At 69.2% G+C, this 15205-nt stretch carries 16 protein-coding genes; 15 read left to right on the top strand and 1 reads right to left on the bottom strand.

All coding sequences use genetic code 11. The features are described 5' to 3' along the window. The first annotated feature begins 41 nt into the window (after nucleotides 1–41). Nucleotides 42–755, top strand: coding sequence for a hypothetical protein (locus ACSFBM_RS27000; protein ID WP_435487159.1), 714 nt, complete (start codon nucleotides 42–44; stop codon nucleotides 753–755). 103 nt (nucleotides 756–858) lie between these two features. Next, a complete protein-coding gene (locus tag ACSFBM_RS26995; protein ID WP_435487158.1) occupies nucleotides 859–1767 on the top strand; it encodes an acyl-CoA thioesterase in 909 nt (302 codons plus the stop codon). On the opposite strand, the gene ACSFBM_RS26990 is transcribed toward ACSFBM_RS26995, so the two are convergent. Then, nucleotides 1733–2461 carry a GntR family transcriptional regulator gene (locus tag ACSFBM_RS26990; protein WP_435487157.1) on the bottom strand — a complete coding sequence of 243 codons (729 nt, stop codon included), beginning with the start codon at nucleotides 2459–2461 and terminating at the stop codon, nucleotides 1733–1735. The two genes, ACSFBM_RS26995 and ACSFBM_RS26990, sit on opposite strands and share 35 nt — an antisense overlap. A 147-nt stretch (nucleotides 2462–2608) precedes the next feature. Between ACSFBM_RS26990 and ACSFBM_RS26985 the strand changes: the two genes are divergently transcribed. The 13 genes from ACSFBM_RS26985 to ACSFBM_RS26925 all read left to right on the top strand — a co-directional run bounded on the left by ACSFBM_RS26985 (nucleotide 2609) and on the right by ACSFBM_RS26925 (nucleotide 15173). Further along, on the top strand, nucleotides 2609–3388 hold the full coding sequence (locus tag ACSFBM_RS26985) for an SDR family NAD(P)-dependent oxidoreductase (protein WP_435487156.1): 780 nt from the start codon (nucleotides 2609–2611) through the stop codon (nucleotides 3386–3388). A 45-nt stretch (nucleotides 3389–3433) separates the two neighbouring features. Next, nucleotides 3434–4648 (top strand): ABC transporter substrate-binding protein, encoded by a 1215-nt coding sequence (locus ACSFBM_RS26980; RefSeq protein ID WP_435487155.1) that lies wholly within the window; start codon nucleotides 3434–3436, stop codon nucleotides 4646–4648. Between the two features lie 16 nt (nucleotides 4649–4664). Further along, the gene (locus ACSFBM_RS26975) at nucleotides 4665–5567 is read left to right on the top strand and encodes a branched-chain amino acid ABC transporter permease (RefSeq protein ID WP_435487154.1); all 903 of its coding nucleotides are present in this window, start codon (nucleotides 4665–4667) and stop codon (nucleotides 5565–5567) included. Beyond that, nucleotides 5564–6547 (top strand): branched-chain amino acid ABC transporter permease, encoded by a 984-nt coding sequence (locus tag ACSFBM_RS26970; protein WP_435487153.1) that lies wholly within the window; start codon nucleotides 5564–5566, stop codon nucleotides 6545–6547. Before ACSFBM_RS26975 ends, ACSFBM_RS26970 begins: the two co-directional genes overlap by 4 nt. A gap of 61 nt (nucleotides 6548–6608) precedes the next feature. Next, nucleotides 6609–7385 carry an ABC transporter ATP-binding protein gene (locus tag ACSFBM_RS26965; protein WP_435487152.1) on the top strand — a complete coding sequence of 259 codons (777 nt, stop codon included), beginning with the start codon at nucleotides 6609–6611 and terminating at the stop codon, nucleotides 7383–7385. After that, nucleotides 7378–8097, top strand: a complete 720-nt coding sequence (locus ACSFBM_RS26960) for an ABC transporter ATP-binding protein (protein ID WP_435487151.1) — start codon at nucleotides 7378–7380, stop codon at nucleotides 8095–8097. Before ACSFBM_RS26965 ends, ACSFBM_RS26960 begins: the two co-directional genes overlap by 8 nt. 25 nt (nucleotides 8098–8122) lie before the next feature. Further along, entirely contained in the window at nucleotides 8123–8872 is a 750-nt protein-coding gene (locus tag ACSFBM_RS26955) for an SDR family NAD(P)-dependent oxidoreductase (protein ID WP_435487150.1), read from the top strand. A gap of 25 nt (nucleotides 8873–8897) precedes the next feature. After that, nucleotides 8898–9641: an SDR family NAD(P)-dependent oxidoreductase gene (locus tag ACSFBM_RS26950; RefSeq protein ID WP_435487149.1), complete on the top strand. Its 744-nt coding sequence runs from the start codon at nucleotides 8898–8900 to the stop codon at nucleotides 9639–9641. Beyond that, nucleotides 9641–11356: an FAD-dependent oxidoreductase gene (locus tag ACSFBM_RS26945; RefSeq protein ID WP_435487148.1), complete on the top strand. Its 1716-nt coding sequence runs from the start codon at nucleotides 9641–9643 to the stop codon at nucleotides 11354–11356. The genes ACSFBM_RS26950 and ACSFBM_RS26945 overlap by 1 nt, the downstream gene beginning before the upstream one ends. A gap of 51 nt (nucleotides 11357–11407) precedes the next feature. Continuing rightward, nucleotides 11408–12016, top strand: a complete 609-nt coding sequence (locus ACSFBM_RS26940) for a glutathione S-transferase (RefSeq protein ID WP_435438907.1) — start codon at nucleotides 11408–11410, stop codon at nucleotides 12014–12016. 5 nt (nucleotides 12017–12021) lie between these two features. Further along, the gene (locus ACSFBM_RS26935; protein WP_435487147.1) at nucleotides 12022–12666 is read left to right on the top strand and encodes an SMI1/KNR4 family protein; all 645 of its coding nucleotides are present in this window, start codon (nucleotides 12022–12024) and stop codon (nucleotides 12664–12666) included. A gap of 75 nt (nucleotides 12667–12741) precedes the next feature. Continuing rightward, a complete protein-coding gene (locus ACSFBM_RS26930) occupies nucleotides 12742–13455 on the top strand; it encodes an SDR family oxidoreductase (protein ID WP_435438909.1) in 714 nt (237 codons plus the stop codon). Between the two features lie 260 nt (nucleotides 13456–13715). Next, nucleotides 13716–15173, top strand: coding sequence for a SulP family inorganic anion transporter (locus tag ACSFBM_RS26925; RefSeq protein WP_435487146.1), 1458 nt, complete (start codon nucleotides 13716–13718; stop codon nucleotides 15171–15173). Nucleotides 15174–15205 lie beyond the last annotated feature (32 nt).

Raw genomic sequence — 15205 nt, 5'->3', positions numbered from 1 at the left:
CGCGGCGAACACGGCGGGATGACGCTAGAGTCCGGGGCTTGATGAACTCGAACCCCGGACGAAAAGTGCACTTCCTGTCGTTGCCGACCACCGCGCGTCGCATTCTCCTGGCGCTGTCCTGCGCCACCCTCGGCCTGTTGCAGATGGGCTGCGCCAGCACCCCCGAAGGCGACCCGGTCCATGGCAAGGACCGCATCCTGAGCTTCGTGGCGGCCAAGGACGGCCGCAAGGTCGCCATCGCCGGCGAGAAGTACCACTACGTGTTCGACGGCGACCCCTCCGTGGCGGCGCTGCTGCGCTGGGACGGCCGCGCCAAGGTCGTGCCCGCCCTGATCGGCGAGTTCAAGGTGGCGCGCAACCAGAGCTTCGAAGGCCAGTACGTGCTGATGGCGTTCGACGCCGACCTGACGCCCGAAGACCGCACCTTTCTGGTCCAGACCGGCTTTGCCAAGGCGGACGTGAAATACGGCGACCGCACCGGTCCGGCGCTGCGCTACTTCGGCACCGTCTACGGCAGGCGCTACGAAGCGGCGCCGCTGAAGTCGGCCGACAAGGTCGACTTTTCCAAGCGCCAGTACCTTGCCTACGTCGAGCAGGAAACGCTCAGCGGCGCCTTCACCAAGGCCGCGCCCACGCCGCTGGTGTACGCCGACGACGGCTCGATGCTGCTGGGCGGCGTGCCCGTGCGCGTGGTCCAGGGCGGCACCGATTTCACCTGCAGCGCCCGCGTCATGGGCTTTTGCCTGTACCGGTAGCCGCGCCGGCAATGCGTGCTGACCGGGCCGCGACAGCCTGCGGGCCCGGCCTTTGCTATGGTTGGAGCTTGCCTTCTTGCCAGCCCCTGACTGCTCCTTCCCGATGATCATCGACCCCGCCACCGCCGCCCGCCTCGTCAACGAACTCGTCTCGCTCATGCAGCTCGAGCCCCTGGGCGGCGACCGCTTCCTGGCGCAGAGCGAGGACATCGGCACCCCCGCCGTGTTCGGCGGCCAGGTGCTCGGCCAGTCGCTGATGGCCGCCAGCCTCACGGTCGGCGCCGACCGCCCGGTGCACTCGATGCACGCCTACTTCCTGCTGCCGGGTGAGCATGCGCCCATCGAATACAGCGTCGACCGCGTGCGCGACGGGCGCAGCTTCACCACCCGCCATGTGGTGGCGCGCCAGCAGGAGCGCATCATTTTCGAGATGTCGGCCTCGTTCCAGACCGTGGACGACGGCGTCGAGCACCAGTTCGACATGCCCGAGCTGGGCGGCCCCGAAGGCCTCGTGAGCGAGCTCGACCAGCGCATCGCCCTGGGCGACCGGCTGCCCGAGCCCTGGCGTGCCAAGGCGACGCAGCCGCACGGCATCGAGTACCGCCGCGTCGACCCCGAAGACCTGATCGCTCCCGAGGTGCGCCCGACCTCGGCCCAAAGCGCCATCTGGATGCGCGCCGTCGCGCCGCTGCCCGACGACCCGATGGTGCACCGCGCGCTGTTGGCCTATGCGTCCGACCACGGCCTGCTGCGCGCCGCCATGCTGCCGCACGGCCTGAGCTTCATGAGCGGCCAGGTGCGCCCCGCCAGCCTCGACCATGCCATGTGGTTCCACCGCGATTTCCGCATGGACGACTGGCTGCTGTACGTGCTCGACTCGCCCAGCGCGGGCGGCGCGCGCGGCCTGTGCCGCGGCAGCCTTTATTCGCGCGACGGCCGGCTGGTGGCCTCGGCCGCGCAAGAGGGCATGCTGCGCATCAGGAAGCCGGCGGCTCGGCAGGTTCGGTCATGAGCGTGGGCGGCAGCCCTTCGCGGCTGCGTTCGTCCAGCAGACGCTGGTAGTTGTCGCGCAGCAGGATGCCCGCGTAGTACACGTGCTCGCGCATCAGCTGCTCGGCGCGCGCGGCATCGCCTGAAATCACGGCCTGCACGATGCGGTGGTGGTCGTCGTGCGAACGCAGGATCACGCCGTGGTCGTTCCACAGCATGATCCGGTCCGACGCGAACGGCACCGCCTGCGCCTGCGCGCCGAAGCGCATCACCCACGGGTTGCGCGCGCCGTGCATCAGCGTGTTGTGCAGCTTCACGTTCATCTGCTGGTAGGGCGCCAGGTCGTCCAGCAGCAACCGGCCCTTCGCCAGTATTTCGTCGCCTTCGCGCAGGCACTCGCGCAGCAGCGCGGCGGTGGCGTCGTCCACCCCCAGTGCGGCGAAGCGCCGGCAGGCCAGCCCCTCCAGCACCGAGCGCACCTCGTAGGCCGCCAGGATGTCCTCCAGCGCGAACGAGCGCACCAGGTAGCCCTTCTTCGGCTGGTGGTCGATCAGCCCTTCCATCGCCAGCGCGGCCAGCGCGGCGCGCACCGGCGTGCGCGACACCTTGAGGCTTTCCGCGATCGGCACTTCCTCCACGCGCATGCCCGGCGCGAGCCGTCCGTGAAGGATCCAGGTGCGCAGCGTCTCAGTGACTTGTTGGGAGAGTGTGTCCATGTCAGGTATACATGATGCCCTTAAATTGGGACGATAGCTCGACTTGTTAGGGAAAACGAGGGCGCATGGATGTGTTCATGTATACACAATGCGACCCTCGATCAACTTTCAAGCCGCCCCGCAGGCGGCCCGGAGACCTTGAAGCCCATGGCGGACCATCATGCACAACCCCACGGCCGGCTGGCCCTCGTGACCGGCGGCGGCCGCGGCATCGGCGAGGCCGTGTGCCGCCGCCTCGCGGCCAGCGGCTACCGCATCGTCGTGGCCGACATCGACGGCGACAACGCGCGCGCCGTGGCGCAGTCGCTGGGCGAGGGCCACCACTTCCGCCAGTTCGACGTGAGCGAAGAGGCCGCGGTCGAAGCCGCGTTCGACGACATCGAGGCCAGGCTCGGCCCGGTCGCCGCGCTCATCTGCGTGGCCGGCGTGCTGCTGCAGCCCGGCGGCGAGCGCTCGCCCATCAAGGACACCACGCTGGAGAACTGGGAGCGCACCTTCGCCGTCAACGCGCGCAGCGTGTTCCTGTGCGGGCGCGCCTACCTGCGCCGCCGCGAGGCGGCGCCCGTGGCGCACGGGCGCATCGTCACCTTCGGCTCGGTGGCGGCGCAGCTCGGCGGCTACCGCGCGAGCGCGACCTACATCGGCGCCAAGTCGGCGGTGCTCGGCCTCACCAAGGCCATGGCGCGCGAATCGGCGCACCTGGGCGTCACCTGCAATTCGGTGGCCCCCGGCCTGATCGACACCGACATGCTGCGCGGCACCGTGCAGAGCAGCGGCGCGCTCACGGCCGCCGCCGCCAAAATTCCGCTCGGGCGCATCGGCACGGTGGACGACGTGGCGGGCGCGGTCGACTACCTGGCCTCGGAGCAGGCGGCGTACATCACCGGCAACGTGATCGACGTCAACGGCGGCTACCGCATGCAGTAGGCGCGCGGGTTTTCTTTCACTCACCCATTCCAACGGAGACAGCCCATGAAAAAGAACTTCCTGATTTCGGCCCTGGCGCCCCTCGCGCTGTGCGCCTTCGCGGGCGGCGCCGCCGCGCAGGCCGAACCCGGCCTCACCGACAAGACCATCAAGATCGGCATGTTCTCGCCGATGTCGGGCGCGTCGATGAACTACGGCTTCGACGTGATCAACGCCGCGAAGATGTACTACGACAAGATCAACAAGGAAGGCGGCGTGAACGGCCGCAAGATCGAGCTGGTGGTGGAAGACGACCGCTGCAACGCCAACGACCTGCTGGCCGCGGTGAAGAAGCTCACCGAGCAGGACCAGGTGTTCCTGCTCAACGGCGGCTCCTGCTCGGCCGCCGTGGTGGGCGCGCGCGAGTACGTGGAGCGCGCGAAGATTCCGCTGGTGATGCTCAACGCCTCGGGCGACGGCGCGCTGTATCCGCCGTCGAAGTACATCTACGGCGCGTTCTCCATCTCGCAGCACGCCGTGGGCGGCTCGATGGTGCAGTTCGCGAGCGAGCAGCTCAAGGCGAAGAAGATCGGCTACATCAACCACGACGACGCCTACGGCGGCTGGAACCTCGAGTCGGCCCAGGCGCAGGCCAAGGCGCTCGGCGGCGTCGACCTGCAGGTGCAGTCGGTCAACCCGAACATCACCGACGTCACCGCGCCCATGCTGAAGATCAAGGCCGCCAACCCCGACGTGCTGCTGCTCACCACCTATGCGCGGCCCGTGAGCCTGATCGTCAAGCGCGCCTTCGAGCTCGGCTTCAACAAGCCCATCGTGCTGGCCGTGAACTCGACCGCCGACCTGAAGCAGCTGGTGGAGAACGTTGGCAACAAGGACGCGTTCAAGAACGTCTACATCCAGGAAGTGCTGGCCGACGTGCCCGGCGGTCCCAAGCTGAAGTGGGTGTACGACATGTACAAGGCCGCCTACCCCGACCTGGCGTCCAAGCCCGGCCATCCGCAGGCCTACATGCCCTACGGCATCCCGCCCGCGATGGCGGTGGTCAACGCCCTGAAGGCGGCCGGCCCGAACCCCACGCGCGAGAAGGTGCTCACCGCGCTGTCGACCATGAAGTTCGACTCCGGCGTGATGGCCGGCCCGATCGAGTTCGGCCCCGACGACCGTGCCGCGCAGGAGGCGGCCATCTACATCAAGTTCGACGGCAGCAACATGGCGCTGGTGCCCGGCAGCTACAAGAGCGTGTGGAAGTACAAGCCCTGAGGGCGGCGGCGATCCCATGAGCCTCTCCGACATCTGGCTTTTCCTGCAGCAGGGCGTGCTGTCCGGCATCGTGACCGGCAGCGTCTACGCGCTGCTCGCGGTGGCGATCGTCATGGTCTTCAAGACCACCGACGTGCCGAACTTCTCGCAGGGCGAAATCTTCATGGCCGGCGGGTACGCCGCGCTGTTCCCGCTGGTGGTGTGGGGCTGGCCCTACTGGGCCGCGGTGCTCGCGAGCATCGTGGTCACCGCCTTGCTCGCCGCGGCGTTCCAGCGCGTGGTGATGCAGCGCGTGACCGCCTCGCGCGGCGTGGGCGTGCAGCTCGTCATTGCCACCCTCGGCTTCGCGTACCTGCTCAAGGGCCTGGTGCGCAAGACCGGCCTGGGCGACACGCCGCGCTCGCTGCCCTCGCTGGTGCCGCAGGACCCGATCATGATCGGGCAGGCCTCGCTCACGCTGCTCGACCTGGCCATCTTCGGCTCGGCCGTGGTGGTGATGGTGCTGCTGTACCTGATGTTCACGCGCACCCGCACCGGCCAGGCCATGCGCGCGGTGGGCATGAACCCGCGCGGCGCGCAGATCGTGGGCGTGAAGCTGGGCTCCATCCGCATGAAGATCTGGGCGCTCACGGGCGTCATCTCGGCCATCTCGGCGCTGCTCATCACGCCGAAGATCCTCATCACGCCCGACATCGGCCACATCGCCATCCTGGCCTACGCGGCGGCCATCGTCGGCGGCTTCACCAGCCTGCCGGGCGCGGTGGTCGGCGGTTTCATCATCGGCGTCGTCGAGAACCTGGTGGGGCTTTTCATTTCGTCCAATGCCATCGTGGTGGCGCCCTTCGTGGCGATCATGGTGGTGCTGCTGGTGCGTCCGCAAGGGCTGCTGGGCGGCAAGCCGCAGGTGAAGAAGGTATGAGCGCGTCCACAGTTTCGTCCCCGTGGTGGGACCGCGGCGTGCTGCTCGGCATGGCCGTGGTGCTCGCCGTGCTGCCCTTCACCACCAGCGGCTACGTGCTGTACGTGGTCAACCTGCTGATGGTGTTCTCGGTGCTGGCGCTGGGCATGCACCTGGTGATCGGCGAGACGGGGCAGTTCGCGCTGTCGCACGCGGCCTTCTTCGGCATCGGCATCTACACGGCCGGGCTCATCAACAACCATTGGCAGCCGCCGTTCTTCGTGTCGATCCTTGCGGGTGCGGTGCTGTCGGCGGGGCTGGGCTGGGTCATCGGGCTGCTGGCGCTGCGCATGCGCGACATCTACCTGGCGCTGGCCACTTTCGCCTTCGGCGAGGCGATGCAGTGGGTGTTCCTGAACTGGGAGTCCGTGACCAACGGCTCCAACGGCTTGCAGATGAAGCCGGCCTCGCTCGGCGGCTACCAGCTCATGAACGACCTGCAGGCCTACCCCTTCGTGGTGACCATCGCGGCGCTGATGCTGTGGCTCACCGTCGCGCTGGCGCGCTCGCGGCTGGGCTCGTCGTTCCGCGCGGTGCGCGAGAGCGACGTGGCGGCCGTGGCCATGGGCGTGAACACGCGCGCGGTGAAGGTCACGGCCTTCGTGCTGTCGGCGGCCTTCGCGGGCGTGGCGGGCGGCATGTACACGCTGTTCACCTCGTTCATCCACCCCGAGAGCCTGGGCTTCCAGACCACCATCCTGATCCTCACGATGGTGGTGGTGGGCGGCCTGGGTTCGGTGCGCGGCGCGGTGGCGGGCGCCATCGTGTTCGGCCTGGCGTCGGAGCTGCTGCGCCAGGCCCCGTCGTACCAGGAAATCATCTACGGCGGCATCCTCATGCTCTTCATGATGTTCCTGCCCAAGGGCATGGCCTCGCTGTTCGTGGCGCGCCGCAAGTCGCAGCGCGCGACCTCCGTGAACGCAACGGAGAAGCACGCATGAGCGCCGCGCTGGGCCGCCCCGAGCAAGCTCGCACCGTAGCGCGCAGCGCGGAGGTTATTCAATGAACACGACAGCATTCCTCGACGTGCGCGACATCAGCGTGGTGTTCGGCGGCCTGAAGGCCGTGAACGGCCTCTCGTTCCAGGTGGAACAGGGGCGCATCCACGCGCTCATCGGGCCGAACGGCGCGGGCAAGTCGACCACCTTCAACTGCATCTCGCGCTTCTACACGCCGAGCAGCGGCAGCGTGAGCTTCGAGGGCCGCGAGCTCACGCGCGTGTCGCCGCACCGCATGGCCTCGCTGGGCATCGCGCGCACCTTCCAGAACCTCGAACTGTTCGCCGAACTCTCGGTGCTGGAGAACGTGCTGCTCGGCACGCACGCCCGCGGCGCGAACACGCTCGGCCGCCTGCTGCGCCGCCCCGACCGCGAGACCGAAGACTTCGCCATGCACCTGCTGGAGCGCGTGGGCCTGGCCGGCGAGCGCCACCAGCCGGCGCGCGACCTCGACTTCGGCCGCCAGAAGCTGCTGGAGCTGGCGCGCGCGCTGGCCATCAAGCCGAAGCTGCTGCTGCTCGACGAGCCGGCCGCAGGCCTGCGCAACCGCGAGATCGAAAGCCTGGACCGGCTGCTCAAGGAGCTGGTGGCACGCGACGGCATCACCGTGCTGCTGGTGGAGCATGTGATGCAGCTGGTGATGTCCATCTCGGACCGCATCACCGTGATGGCCTTCGGCGAGAAGATCGCCGAGGGCACGCCCGCGGAGATCGGCAGCAATGCGCGCGTCATTGAGGCCTACCTCGGCAAGGAAAAAGCAAAGGAGGCCGCGCATGGCTGAAGCACTGTTGTCCCTGCGCGCCATCTCGGCCGCGTACGGCCGCATCCAGGCGCTGTGCAACGTGTCGGTGGACGTGCCCGAGGGCGAGATCGTCGCGCTGCTCGGCAGCAACGGCGCGGGCAAGACCACCACGCTGAACTGCATCTCCAACCTGGTGGACTGCACCGAGGGCGAGGTGCGGCTGGACGGCGAGCGCATCGACCGGCTCGGCTCCGATGCGCTCGTCGCGCGCGGCATCGTGCAGGTGCCCGAAGGCCGCCAGGTGTTTCGCGACATGAGCGTGCGCGAGAACCTCGACCTGGGCGCCTACCTGCGGCGCGACCGCGCGGGCATCCGCAACGACCTCGAGGCGGTGTACGCCATGTTCCCGCGCCTGAAGGAGCGCCAGCACCAGATGGCCGCCACGCTCTCGGGCGGCGAGCAGCAGATGCTGGCCATCGGCCGTGCGGTGATGGCGCGCCCGCGCGTGATGCTGTTCGACGAACCGTCGATGGGCCTGTCGCCGCTGCTGGTGGAGCAGATGTTCGAGATCATCGAGCGGCTGCACCGCGAGCAGAGGCTCACCATCCTGCTGGTCGAGCAGAACGTGCAGCTTGCGCTGGCGGTGGCCAGCTACGGCTACATCCTGGAGAACGGCGAGATCTCGCTGCATGGCCCTGCCGCACAGCTTGCCAATGACGAAGCGGTGCGCCGCGCCTACCTCGGCGTCTGACGCCGACCCCTCCGAAGGAAAGTTCATGCTTCTCGAAGACAAACTCTCGCTCGTCACCGGCGCCGCGCGCGGCCTGGGCGAGGCCATTGCGCGCCGCATGGCGGCCGAAGGCGCGCACGTGCTGGTGGTGGACCGCGACCTCGACGTGGCGCAGCAGGTGGCCGCATCGATCCGCGAAGCCGGTGGCCGCGCCGACGCCGAGAGCGCCGACGTGAGCGACGCGGCGGCGGTCGATGCGCTCGCCGCGCGCGTGGCGGCGTCGCACGGCGACATCGACATCCTGGTGAACAACGCCGGCATTTCCGCGCGCTCGAAGTTCGACGAGCCCGGCGCGCGCGAGGCCTGGGACCGCGTGATGTCGGTCAACCTGCAGGGCGTGTTTAACGTGACGCAGTCTTTCGTGCCCGCGCTCAAGCGCACGCACGGCAACATCGTCAACCTGTCGTCCATCGTGGCCTTCGGTGCGGGCATCTCGTCGGCCGGCTACGTGGTGGCCAAGGGCGGCGTGCGCTCGCTCACGCAGGTGCTGGCGCGCGACCTCGCCCCGTACGGCGTGCGCGTGAACGCGGTGGCGCCGGGCCTCATGGTCACCGACATGACCGCGGGCCAGCGCGAGACCGAGCATGGCACCGACTGGTACATGAGCCGCGTGCCCATCAAGCGCCACGGCGAGGCCGACGAAATTGCTGGGCCGGTCGTCTTTCTTGCCTCCTCGATGGCGAGCTACGTCAATGGCGTGGTGCTGCCGGTCGACGGCGGCTACCTGGCGGTCTGAGCGCCGCCGCACCCCGGAAAAAAACATGAACAACAGCAGTGAAGACAAACGCCTGGTCCTGGTCACGGGCGGCGCCAGCGGCATGGGCCGCGCCATCGTCGAGCGCATGGCGCGCGACGGCTGGCGCGTGGTGATGGCCGACTACAACGGCGAACTCGCCGAGCGCGAGACGCAGGCGCTGCGCGCCGCCGGCCTCGACGTGGCGTGCCGCGCCATCGACCTCACCGACGAGGCGGCCGTGCGCGCGATGGTGCAGCAATTGCCGCCGCTCACCGCGCTGGTCAACAACGCGGGCATCTTCGACGAGCGCGCCTTCCTTGACGTGACCTCGGCCGACTTCCGCCGCATGTACGAAGTGAACCTCCTGGCCGTGGCCACGCTCACGCAGGAGGCCGCGCGCAAGATGGCCCACGGTGCGCGCATCGTCAACATTGCGTCGCGCGCCTACCTGGGCGCGAAGAACCACGCGCACTACGTGGCCTCGAAGGCCGCGCTGGTGGGCTACACGCGCGCCAGCGCGATGGAACTGGCGGCGCGCGGCATCATGGTCAACGCCATCGCGCCCGGGCTCATCGACACGCCGCTGCTGCGCGCGCTGTCGCCCGAGCGGCTGGCCGCACAGCTGGCGTTGCAGCCCACGGGCGCGGCCGGCACGCCGGAGGACATCGCCAACGCCGTGGTGTTCTTCGCCTCGCCCGCGACCTGCTTCGTCACCGGGCAGGTGCTGTTCGTCGACGGCGGCAAGTCGCTCGGAGGCTCGGGGTCGTGATGGCGAAGTCACCGGAACAGACGACGTACGACGTCGTCGTCATCGGCAGCGGCGCGGGCGGGCTCAGTGCCGCGCTCACCGCAAAGCTCGAAGGGCTCGACGTGCTGGTCGTCGAGAAGACCGACCGCATCGGCGGCTCCACCGCCATCTCGGGCGGCGCCGTGTGGATACCGCTCAACGACCAGGCCGAGGCCGCCGGCCACCCCGACACGCGCGGCAAGGCCTGGACCTACCTGCAGAACACCGTGGGCGCGGCCGGCGACGAGGAGCTGCGCCACGCCTTCCTCGACGCGGGCCCGCTCGCGCTGCGCTACCTGCGCGAACGCACGGAGGTGAAGCTCGCCGCGCGCACCTACTCGCCCGACTACTACCCCGACCGCGAAGGCGCCGCGATGGGCGGCCGCTCGCTCGACCCCATCGAGTTCGACGGCCGGTTGCTCGGCGCGCACTTCAAGACCTTGCGCGACCCGCTGCCCGAGTTCTGCGTGCTCGGCGGGATGATGGTGAACATGACCGACGTGAAGCACCTGCTCGGCGTGTGGCGCTCGTTCGCCTCGTGGAAGCACGGCGTGAAGATGGTGCTGCGCTACGGCGGCGACCGGCTGCGCGGCCACCACCGCGGCACGCGGCTGCTGCTGGGCAATGCGCTGGCAGCGCGCCTCTTTCACAGCGTGCTGCAAAAGAACATTCCGTTCTGGCTCGACACGCCGGCGCTCGGCCTGGAGAAGGATGCGAGCGGCGCGGTCACTGGCGTGCACCTGCGCCGTGACGGCAAGGAGATCACGGTGCACGCGCGGCGCGGCGTGGTCATTGCCACCGGTGGTTTTCCGTGGAACGCGGCCATGCGCGGCCAGCACTATCCCGCGCCGACCGGGCCGTACTCGATGTCGCCGCAAGACAATGCCGGCGAAGGCATCGCGATGGCGCGGCAGGCGGGCGGCGTGCTCGGCACGGGCCACACCGGACCCGCGCTGTGGGCGCCGGTGTCGATGCTCACGCGGCCCGACGGCAGCGTGCTGCGCTATCCGCACCTGGTGTGGGACCGCGCCAAGCCCGGCCTGATTGCGGTCGATGTGCGGGGCGAACGCTTCGTCAACGAGTCGACCTCGTACCACGAGTTCGTGCGCGGCATGTACCGCGCGAACGACAAGGCCATGGCCGTGCCCGCGCTGCTGGTGTGCGACAGCGCCTTCATGGAGAAGTGGGGCCTGGGCCTTGCGCTGCCGGGCGGCCGCCCGCGCGAGCACCTGGTGCGTGCCGGCTACCTGTACCGCGCCGGCACGCTGGAAGAGCTGGCGAAGCAGGCGGGGGTGGACCCGGCCGGCCTGGCGCGCACGGTCGCACGCTACAACCCGCTCGCCGCGCAGGGGCAGGACCCCGCATTCGACAAGGGCGGCAATGCCTACAACCGCTACCTCGGCGACCCCGACCACCAGCCCAACGCCTGCCTCGCGCCGGTGCAGCAGGGGCCGTTCTACGGCGTGAAGGTGTACCCCGGCGACATCGGCACGGCGCTCGGCATTCGCACCGACACCAATGCCCGCGCGCTCGATGCACAGGGCGCGCCCATCGCCGGCCTGTACGTGGCCGGCAACGACATGCACTCGGTCATGGGCGGTGAGTATCCTGCGCCGGGCATCACGCTCGGCCCTGCGCTAACCTTCGGCTGGGTCGCCGGGATGCACCTGGCGCACGGTGCCACGGAACACGTTTGAGACTCGCCCGGCATTGCACCTGACATCGCGCCTGAAAGACATCACTTCATCATGCAAATCTTCTTCTCCCCCGCTTCCCCCTTCGTGCGCAAATGCATGGTCGTGGCCCACGAGCTCGGCATGGCCGATCGCATCGAGAAGCTGCCCAGCGCCGCCGGCCCGGTGGTGCGCGACGCCACCATCATTCCGAAGAACCCGCTGGGCCAGGTGCCGACCTTCATCACCGACGACGGCCAGGTGCTGTTCGACAGCCGCGTGATCTGCGAGTACCTGAACGCCACGCAGTCGGGCCACCTGTTCCCGGCCGAAGGCGCGGACCGCTGGGCGCGCCTGACCGAGCTGGCGCTGGCCGACGGCATGACCGGTGCGGCATTGCTCGCGCGCTACGAGAACGTGCTGCGGCCCGAGGCATTGCGCTGGGCCGACTGGACCGACGGCCAGCTCGCCAAGGTACGCACCGGCCTCGAATGGCTGGAAACGGCCGCGCCGTCGTTCGGCGAGCGCGTCGACATCGGCACCATCGCCTTCGCCTGCGCGCTGGGCTACATGGACTTCCGCTTTCCCACGGTCGACTGGCGCGCCGATGCGCCGAACAGCGCGAAGTGGTTCGATGCCTTCAACCAGCGCCCGTCGATGCGCGCGACCCTGCCGCCGGCCTGAGCGCGATGACCTTCGACGACCTGTCGGTGCGCACCGGCATCGCGTTGCCGGCGTTGCTGCGTCAGCTCATTGCGAACGCACCGCAGGCGCTGGGCAGCACCTACGACTTCGAATGGCTGAGCGCCGCAGAGGCTGCCAGCGTCCTCGACGCGTGGCTGGACGCGAAGTGGCAGGGCGGCCGGCGCTTGCTGCCCTTCGCGCAATCGGGTGGGGGCGATGCGTACTGCCTGGTGCCGCTGGCGGGTGACGCGGGGGAAGCGGTCGGCGTGGCCTTCGTGTGGCATGACGCCGAGGAAAGCCGCACGGACCACGGCTCGTTCACGGACTTCGTCTGCGCGAAGTTCCTGGAGAGCTTCGCGGACCTGAGCCACCTCGAAGACGACGATCTGTCGGAAGAGGAAATGGCGGCGCGCATCAGCGACGACGTGGCGTCGGTCGCAGCGTTCATGGACGCAGAAACGGCCGCATGGCTGCAGGCCCTGAGCCGCCTGCCGGTCGAGTCGCGGCCCTTCAAGACAGGGCCGCGTGCCCAGCCCGAGCAGGTGCCCTCGCTGATCTCGCAAGCGCAGCGCGAAGAGGAACTGGCGCGCTTTCAACTGCAGGGCGCGGAGCCATTCGCCGTGAAGCCGCGCTGGGAAATCGGCGAGTAGGCAAAGAGCCCCGGCCTGGCAAGCTTGCCCATTCCTTGGCCAAATGCGGTTCTCGCATGAACCAAGGAACCCTGCATGTCTTCTGAAGCACAGAAAAAAGTAGCCATCGTCACCGCCGGCGGCAGCGGCATGGGCGCCGCCGCGGCGCGCAAGCTCGCGGACGACGGCTTTCGCGTGGCCATTCTTTCGTCGTCCGGCAAGGGCGAGGCGCTCGCGGCCGAGCTGGGCGGCATCGGCGTGACGGGCTCCAACCAGTCGAACGACGACCTGAAGCGCCTCGTGGACCGCGTGGTCGACGAATGGGGCCGCGTCGACGTGCTGGTCAACAGCGCCGGCCACGGCCCGCGCGCGCCCATCCTGGACATCACCGACGAAGACTGGCACCGCGGCATGGACGTCTACCTGCTGAGCGCCGTGCGCCCCGCGCGGCTCGTGGCGCCGCTGATGGTGAAGCAGGGCGGCGGCACCATCATCAACATCTCGACCTTCGCGGCCTTCGAGCCCGACCCGGTGTTCCCGACCTCGGGCGTGTTCCGCGCGGGCCTGGCGGCCTTCACCAAGTTGTTCGCCGACAAGTACGCCGCGCACAACGTGCGCATGAACAACGTGCTGCCGGGCTTCATCGACAGCCTGCCCGAGAAGGCCGAGTTCCGCGCGCGCATTCCCATGGGCCGCTACGGCAAGAGCAGCGAGATCGCGGCCGTCATCGGCTTCCTGGCGTCGGAGGGCGGGGGCTACATCACCGGGCAGAACCTGCGCGTGGACGGCGGGATCACGCGCTCGGTGTGACGCCGGCGGGCGGCGAAAGAGACAGCCGGAAAAGGCCGCTCCCTACAATCGCGCCCCATGTGCTCGAGGATGCCCCGCTTTCCCATTCGCCGCCGGCAGTCCGGCTGCTCGCGGCCGACGCCTCCTTGACGACCGTGCAGTGATACGCGTCGGCTCCGGCCGCCGCCGCACACACGCGGGGCCGCGAATGCCGGCCCCTGCGTCCTGCCCACGTCCCGCACCGCCTTTCCCGCGGCATGCGGGCTGCTTTCCTTTTTCTCATGACCTCCCCACACAGTCGCCTGCGCACCGAGTGGTGCCCCAGCATTCCCCGCGAGCTGATGGCCGGCGCCGTCGCCACCTTCGCGCTCATTCCCGAAGTCATCGCCTTCTCTTTCGTGGCCGGCGTCGATCCGGCGGTCGGGCTGTTCGCCTCCTTCGTCATCGGCATCGTCATTGCCTTCACAGGCGGGCGGCCGGCCATGGTGTCGGCCGCGGCCGGCTCGGTGGCCCTGGTGGCCGCGCCGCTGGTGCATGCGCACGGCCTGCCTTATCTGCTGGCCGCCGGCGTGCTCGCGGGCGCCATGCAGATCGTGTTCGGCCTGCTGCGCCTGGGCGTGCTGATGCGCTTCGTGTCGTCGTCGGTGCGCACCGGCTTCGTCAATGCGCTGGCCATCCTGATCTTCGCGGCGCAGATGCCGCACTTCATCGGCGCCAACACCGCGACCTGGGCCATGGTGGGGCTGGGCCTGGCCGTCATCTACCTGCTGCCGCGCCTCACCACCGCGGTGCCGTCGCCGCTGGTGTGCATCGTGGTGGTGACGCTGGCGGGCCACTGGCTGGGCCTGCCGTTGAAGACGGTGGCCGACCTCGGGCAACTGCCGAGCGCGCTGCCGGCCTTCGCGCTGCCCGCCGTGCCGCTCACGCTCGAGACGCTGCGCATCATTGCGCTGCCTGCCTTCGCCATCGCGATGGTCGGCCTGCTCGAATCGATGATGACCGCCAGCGTGGTCGACGAACTCACCGACACCCCCAGCTCGAAGAACCGCGAGTGCAGCGGCCTGGGCGTGGCCAACGTGGCGGCCAGCTTCTTCGGCGGCATCGCGGGCTGCGGAATGATCGGCCAGACCGTGAGCAACGTGCGCTACGGCGGGCGCGGGCGCCTCTCGACGCTGTTCGCGGGCGCGTTCCTGCTGATCCTGATGGTGCTGCTCAAGCCCTGGGTGTCGCAGGTGCCGGTGGCGGCGCTGGTGGCGATCATGGTGATGGTGTCGGCCTCGACCTTCGACTGGGGCTCGATGCGCACGCTGGTGCGGCACCCGCGCATGTCGAGCGCGGTGATGCTCGCGACGGTGGCCGTCACCGTGGCCACCGACAACCTCGCGACGGGCGTGGCGGTCGGCGTGATGCTGAGCGGCGTGTTCTTCACCTTCAAGGTGGCGCGGCTGCTGCAGGTGCATGCCCAGGCCGACAGCGAAGGTGTTCGCGTCTACCGCGTCACCGGCCAGGTGTTCTTCGCTTCGTCCGACATGCTGGTGGACGCCTTCGACGTGCGCGAGATCGACGGCGCGCCGGTGCGCATCGACGTGTCGCACGCGCACTTCTGGGACGTGACCGCCGTGGCCGCGCTGAAGAAGGTGGTCGAGCGGCTGCGCAAGCACGGCAGCACGGTGGACGTCACCGGCATGAACCAGGCGAGCCGGGACCTGGTGCTGCAGCTCGACGCGACGCCCGACTGACCCACGGCCGAACGGCCGAACGGCTGGAAGTG

Origin of the sequence: Variovorax pasteuri, assembly GCF_051216435.1 — a bacterium.
In the GTDB taxonomy this organism is placed as follows: Bacteria; Pseudomonadota; Gammaproteobacteria; order Burkholderiales; family Burkholderiaceae_C; genus Variovorax.
This window is presented reverse-complemented; position numbering and strand designations above follow the sequence as displayed.

What these genes read in the sequence shown, in the direction of transcription:
- ACSFBM_RS26930 (WP_435438909.1), top strand. Translation starts at nt 12,742, where the DNA reads ATGTCTTCTGAAGCACAGAAAAAAGTAGCCATCGTCACCGCCGGCGGC.
- ACSFBM_RS26935 (WP_435487147.1), top strand. Translation starts at nt 12,022, where the DNA reads ATGACCTTCGACGACCTGTCGGTGCGCACCGGCATCGCGTTGCCGGCG.
- ACSFBM_RS26990 (WP_435487157.1), bottom strand. Translation starts at nt 2,461, where the DNA reads ATGGACACACTCTCCCAACAAGTCACTGAGACGCTGCGCACCTGGATC.
- ACSFBM_RS26975 (WP_435487154.1), top strand. Translation starts at nt 4,665, where the DNA reads ATGAGCCTCTCCGACATCTGGCTTTTCCTGCAGCAGGGCGTGCTGTCC.
- ACSFBM_RS26955 (WP_435487150.1), top strand. Translation starts at nt 8,123, where the DNA reads ATGCTTCTCGAAGACAAACTCTCGCTCGTCACCGGCGCCGCGCGCGGC.
- ACSFBM_RS26945 (WP_435487148.1), top strand. Translation starts at nt 9,641, where the DNA reads ATGGCGAAGTCACCGGAACAGACGACGTACGACGTCGTCGTCATCGGC.
- ACSFBM_RS26980 (WP_435487155.1), top strand. Translation starts at nt 3,434, where the DNA reads ATGAAAAAGAACTTCCTGATTTCGGCCCTGGCGCCCCTCGCGCTGTGC.
- ACSFBM_RS26985 (WP_435487156.1), top strand. Translation starts at nt 2,609, where the DNA reads ATGGCGGACCATCATGCACAACCCCACGGCCGGCTGGCCCTCGTGACC.
- ACSFBM_RS26940 (WP_435438907.1), top strand. Translation starts at nt 11,408, where the DNA reads ATGCAAATCTTCTTCTCCCCCGCTTCCCCCTTCGTGCGCAAATGCATG.
- ACSFBM_RS26925 (WP_435487146.1), top strand. Translation starts at nt 13,716, where the DNA reads ATGACCTCCCCACACAGTCGCCTGCGCACCGAGTGGTGCCCCAGCATT.
- ACSFBM_RS26965 (WP_435487152.1), top strand. Translation starts at nt 6,609, where the DNA reads ATGAACACGACAGCATTCCTCGACGTGCGCGACATCAGCGTGGTGTTC.
- ACSFBM_RS26960 (WP_435487151.1), top strand. Translation starts at nt 7,378, where the DNA reads ATGGCTGAAGCACTGTTGTCCCTGCGCGCCATCTCGGCCGCGTACGGC.
- ACSFBM_RS26995 (WP_435487158.1), top strand. Translation starts at nt 859, where the DNA reads ATGATCATCGACCCCGCCACCGCCGCCCGCCTCGTCAACGAACTCGTC.
- ACSFBM_RS26950 (WP_435487149.1), top strand. Translation starts at nt 8,898, where the DNA reads ATGAACAACAGCAGTGAAGACAAACGCCTGGTCCTGGTCACGGGCGGC.
- ACSFBM_RS26970 (WP_435487153.1), top strand. Translation starts at nt 5,564, where the DNA reads ATGAGCGCGTCCACAGTTTCGTCCCCGTGGTGGGACCGCGGCGTGCTG.
- ACSFBM_RS27000 (WP_435487159.1), top strand. Translation starts at nt 42, where the DNA reads ATGAACTCGAACCCCGGACGAAAAGTGCACTTCCTGTCGTTGCCGACC.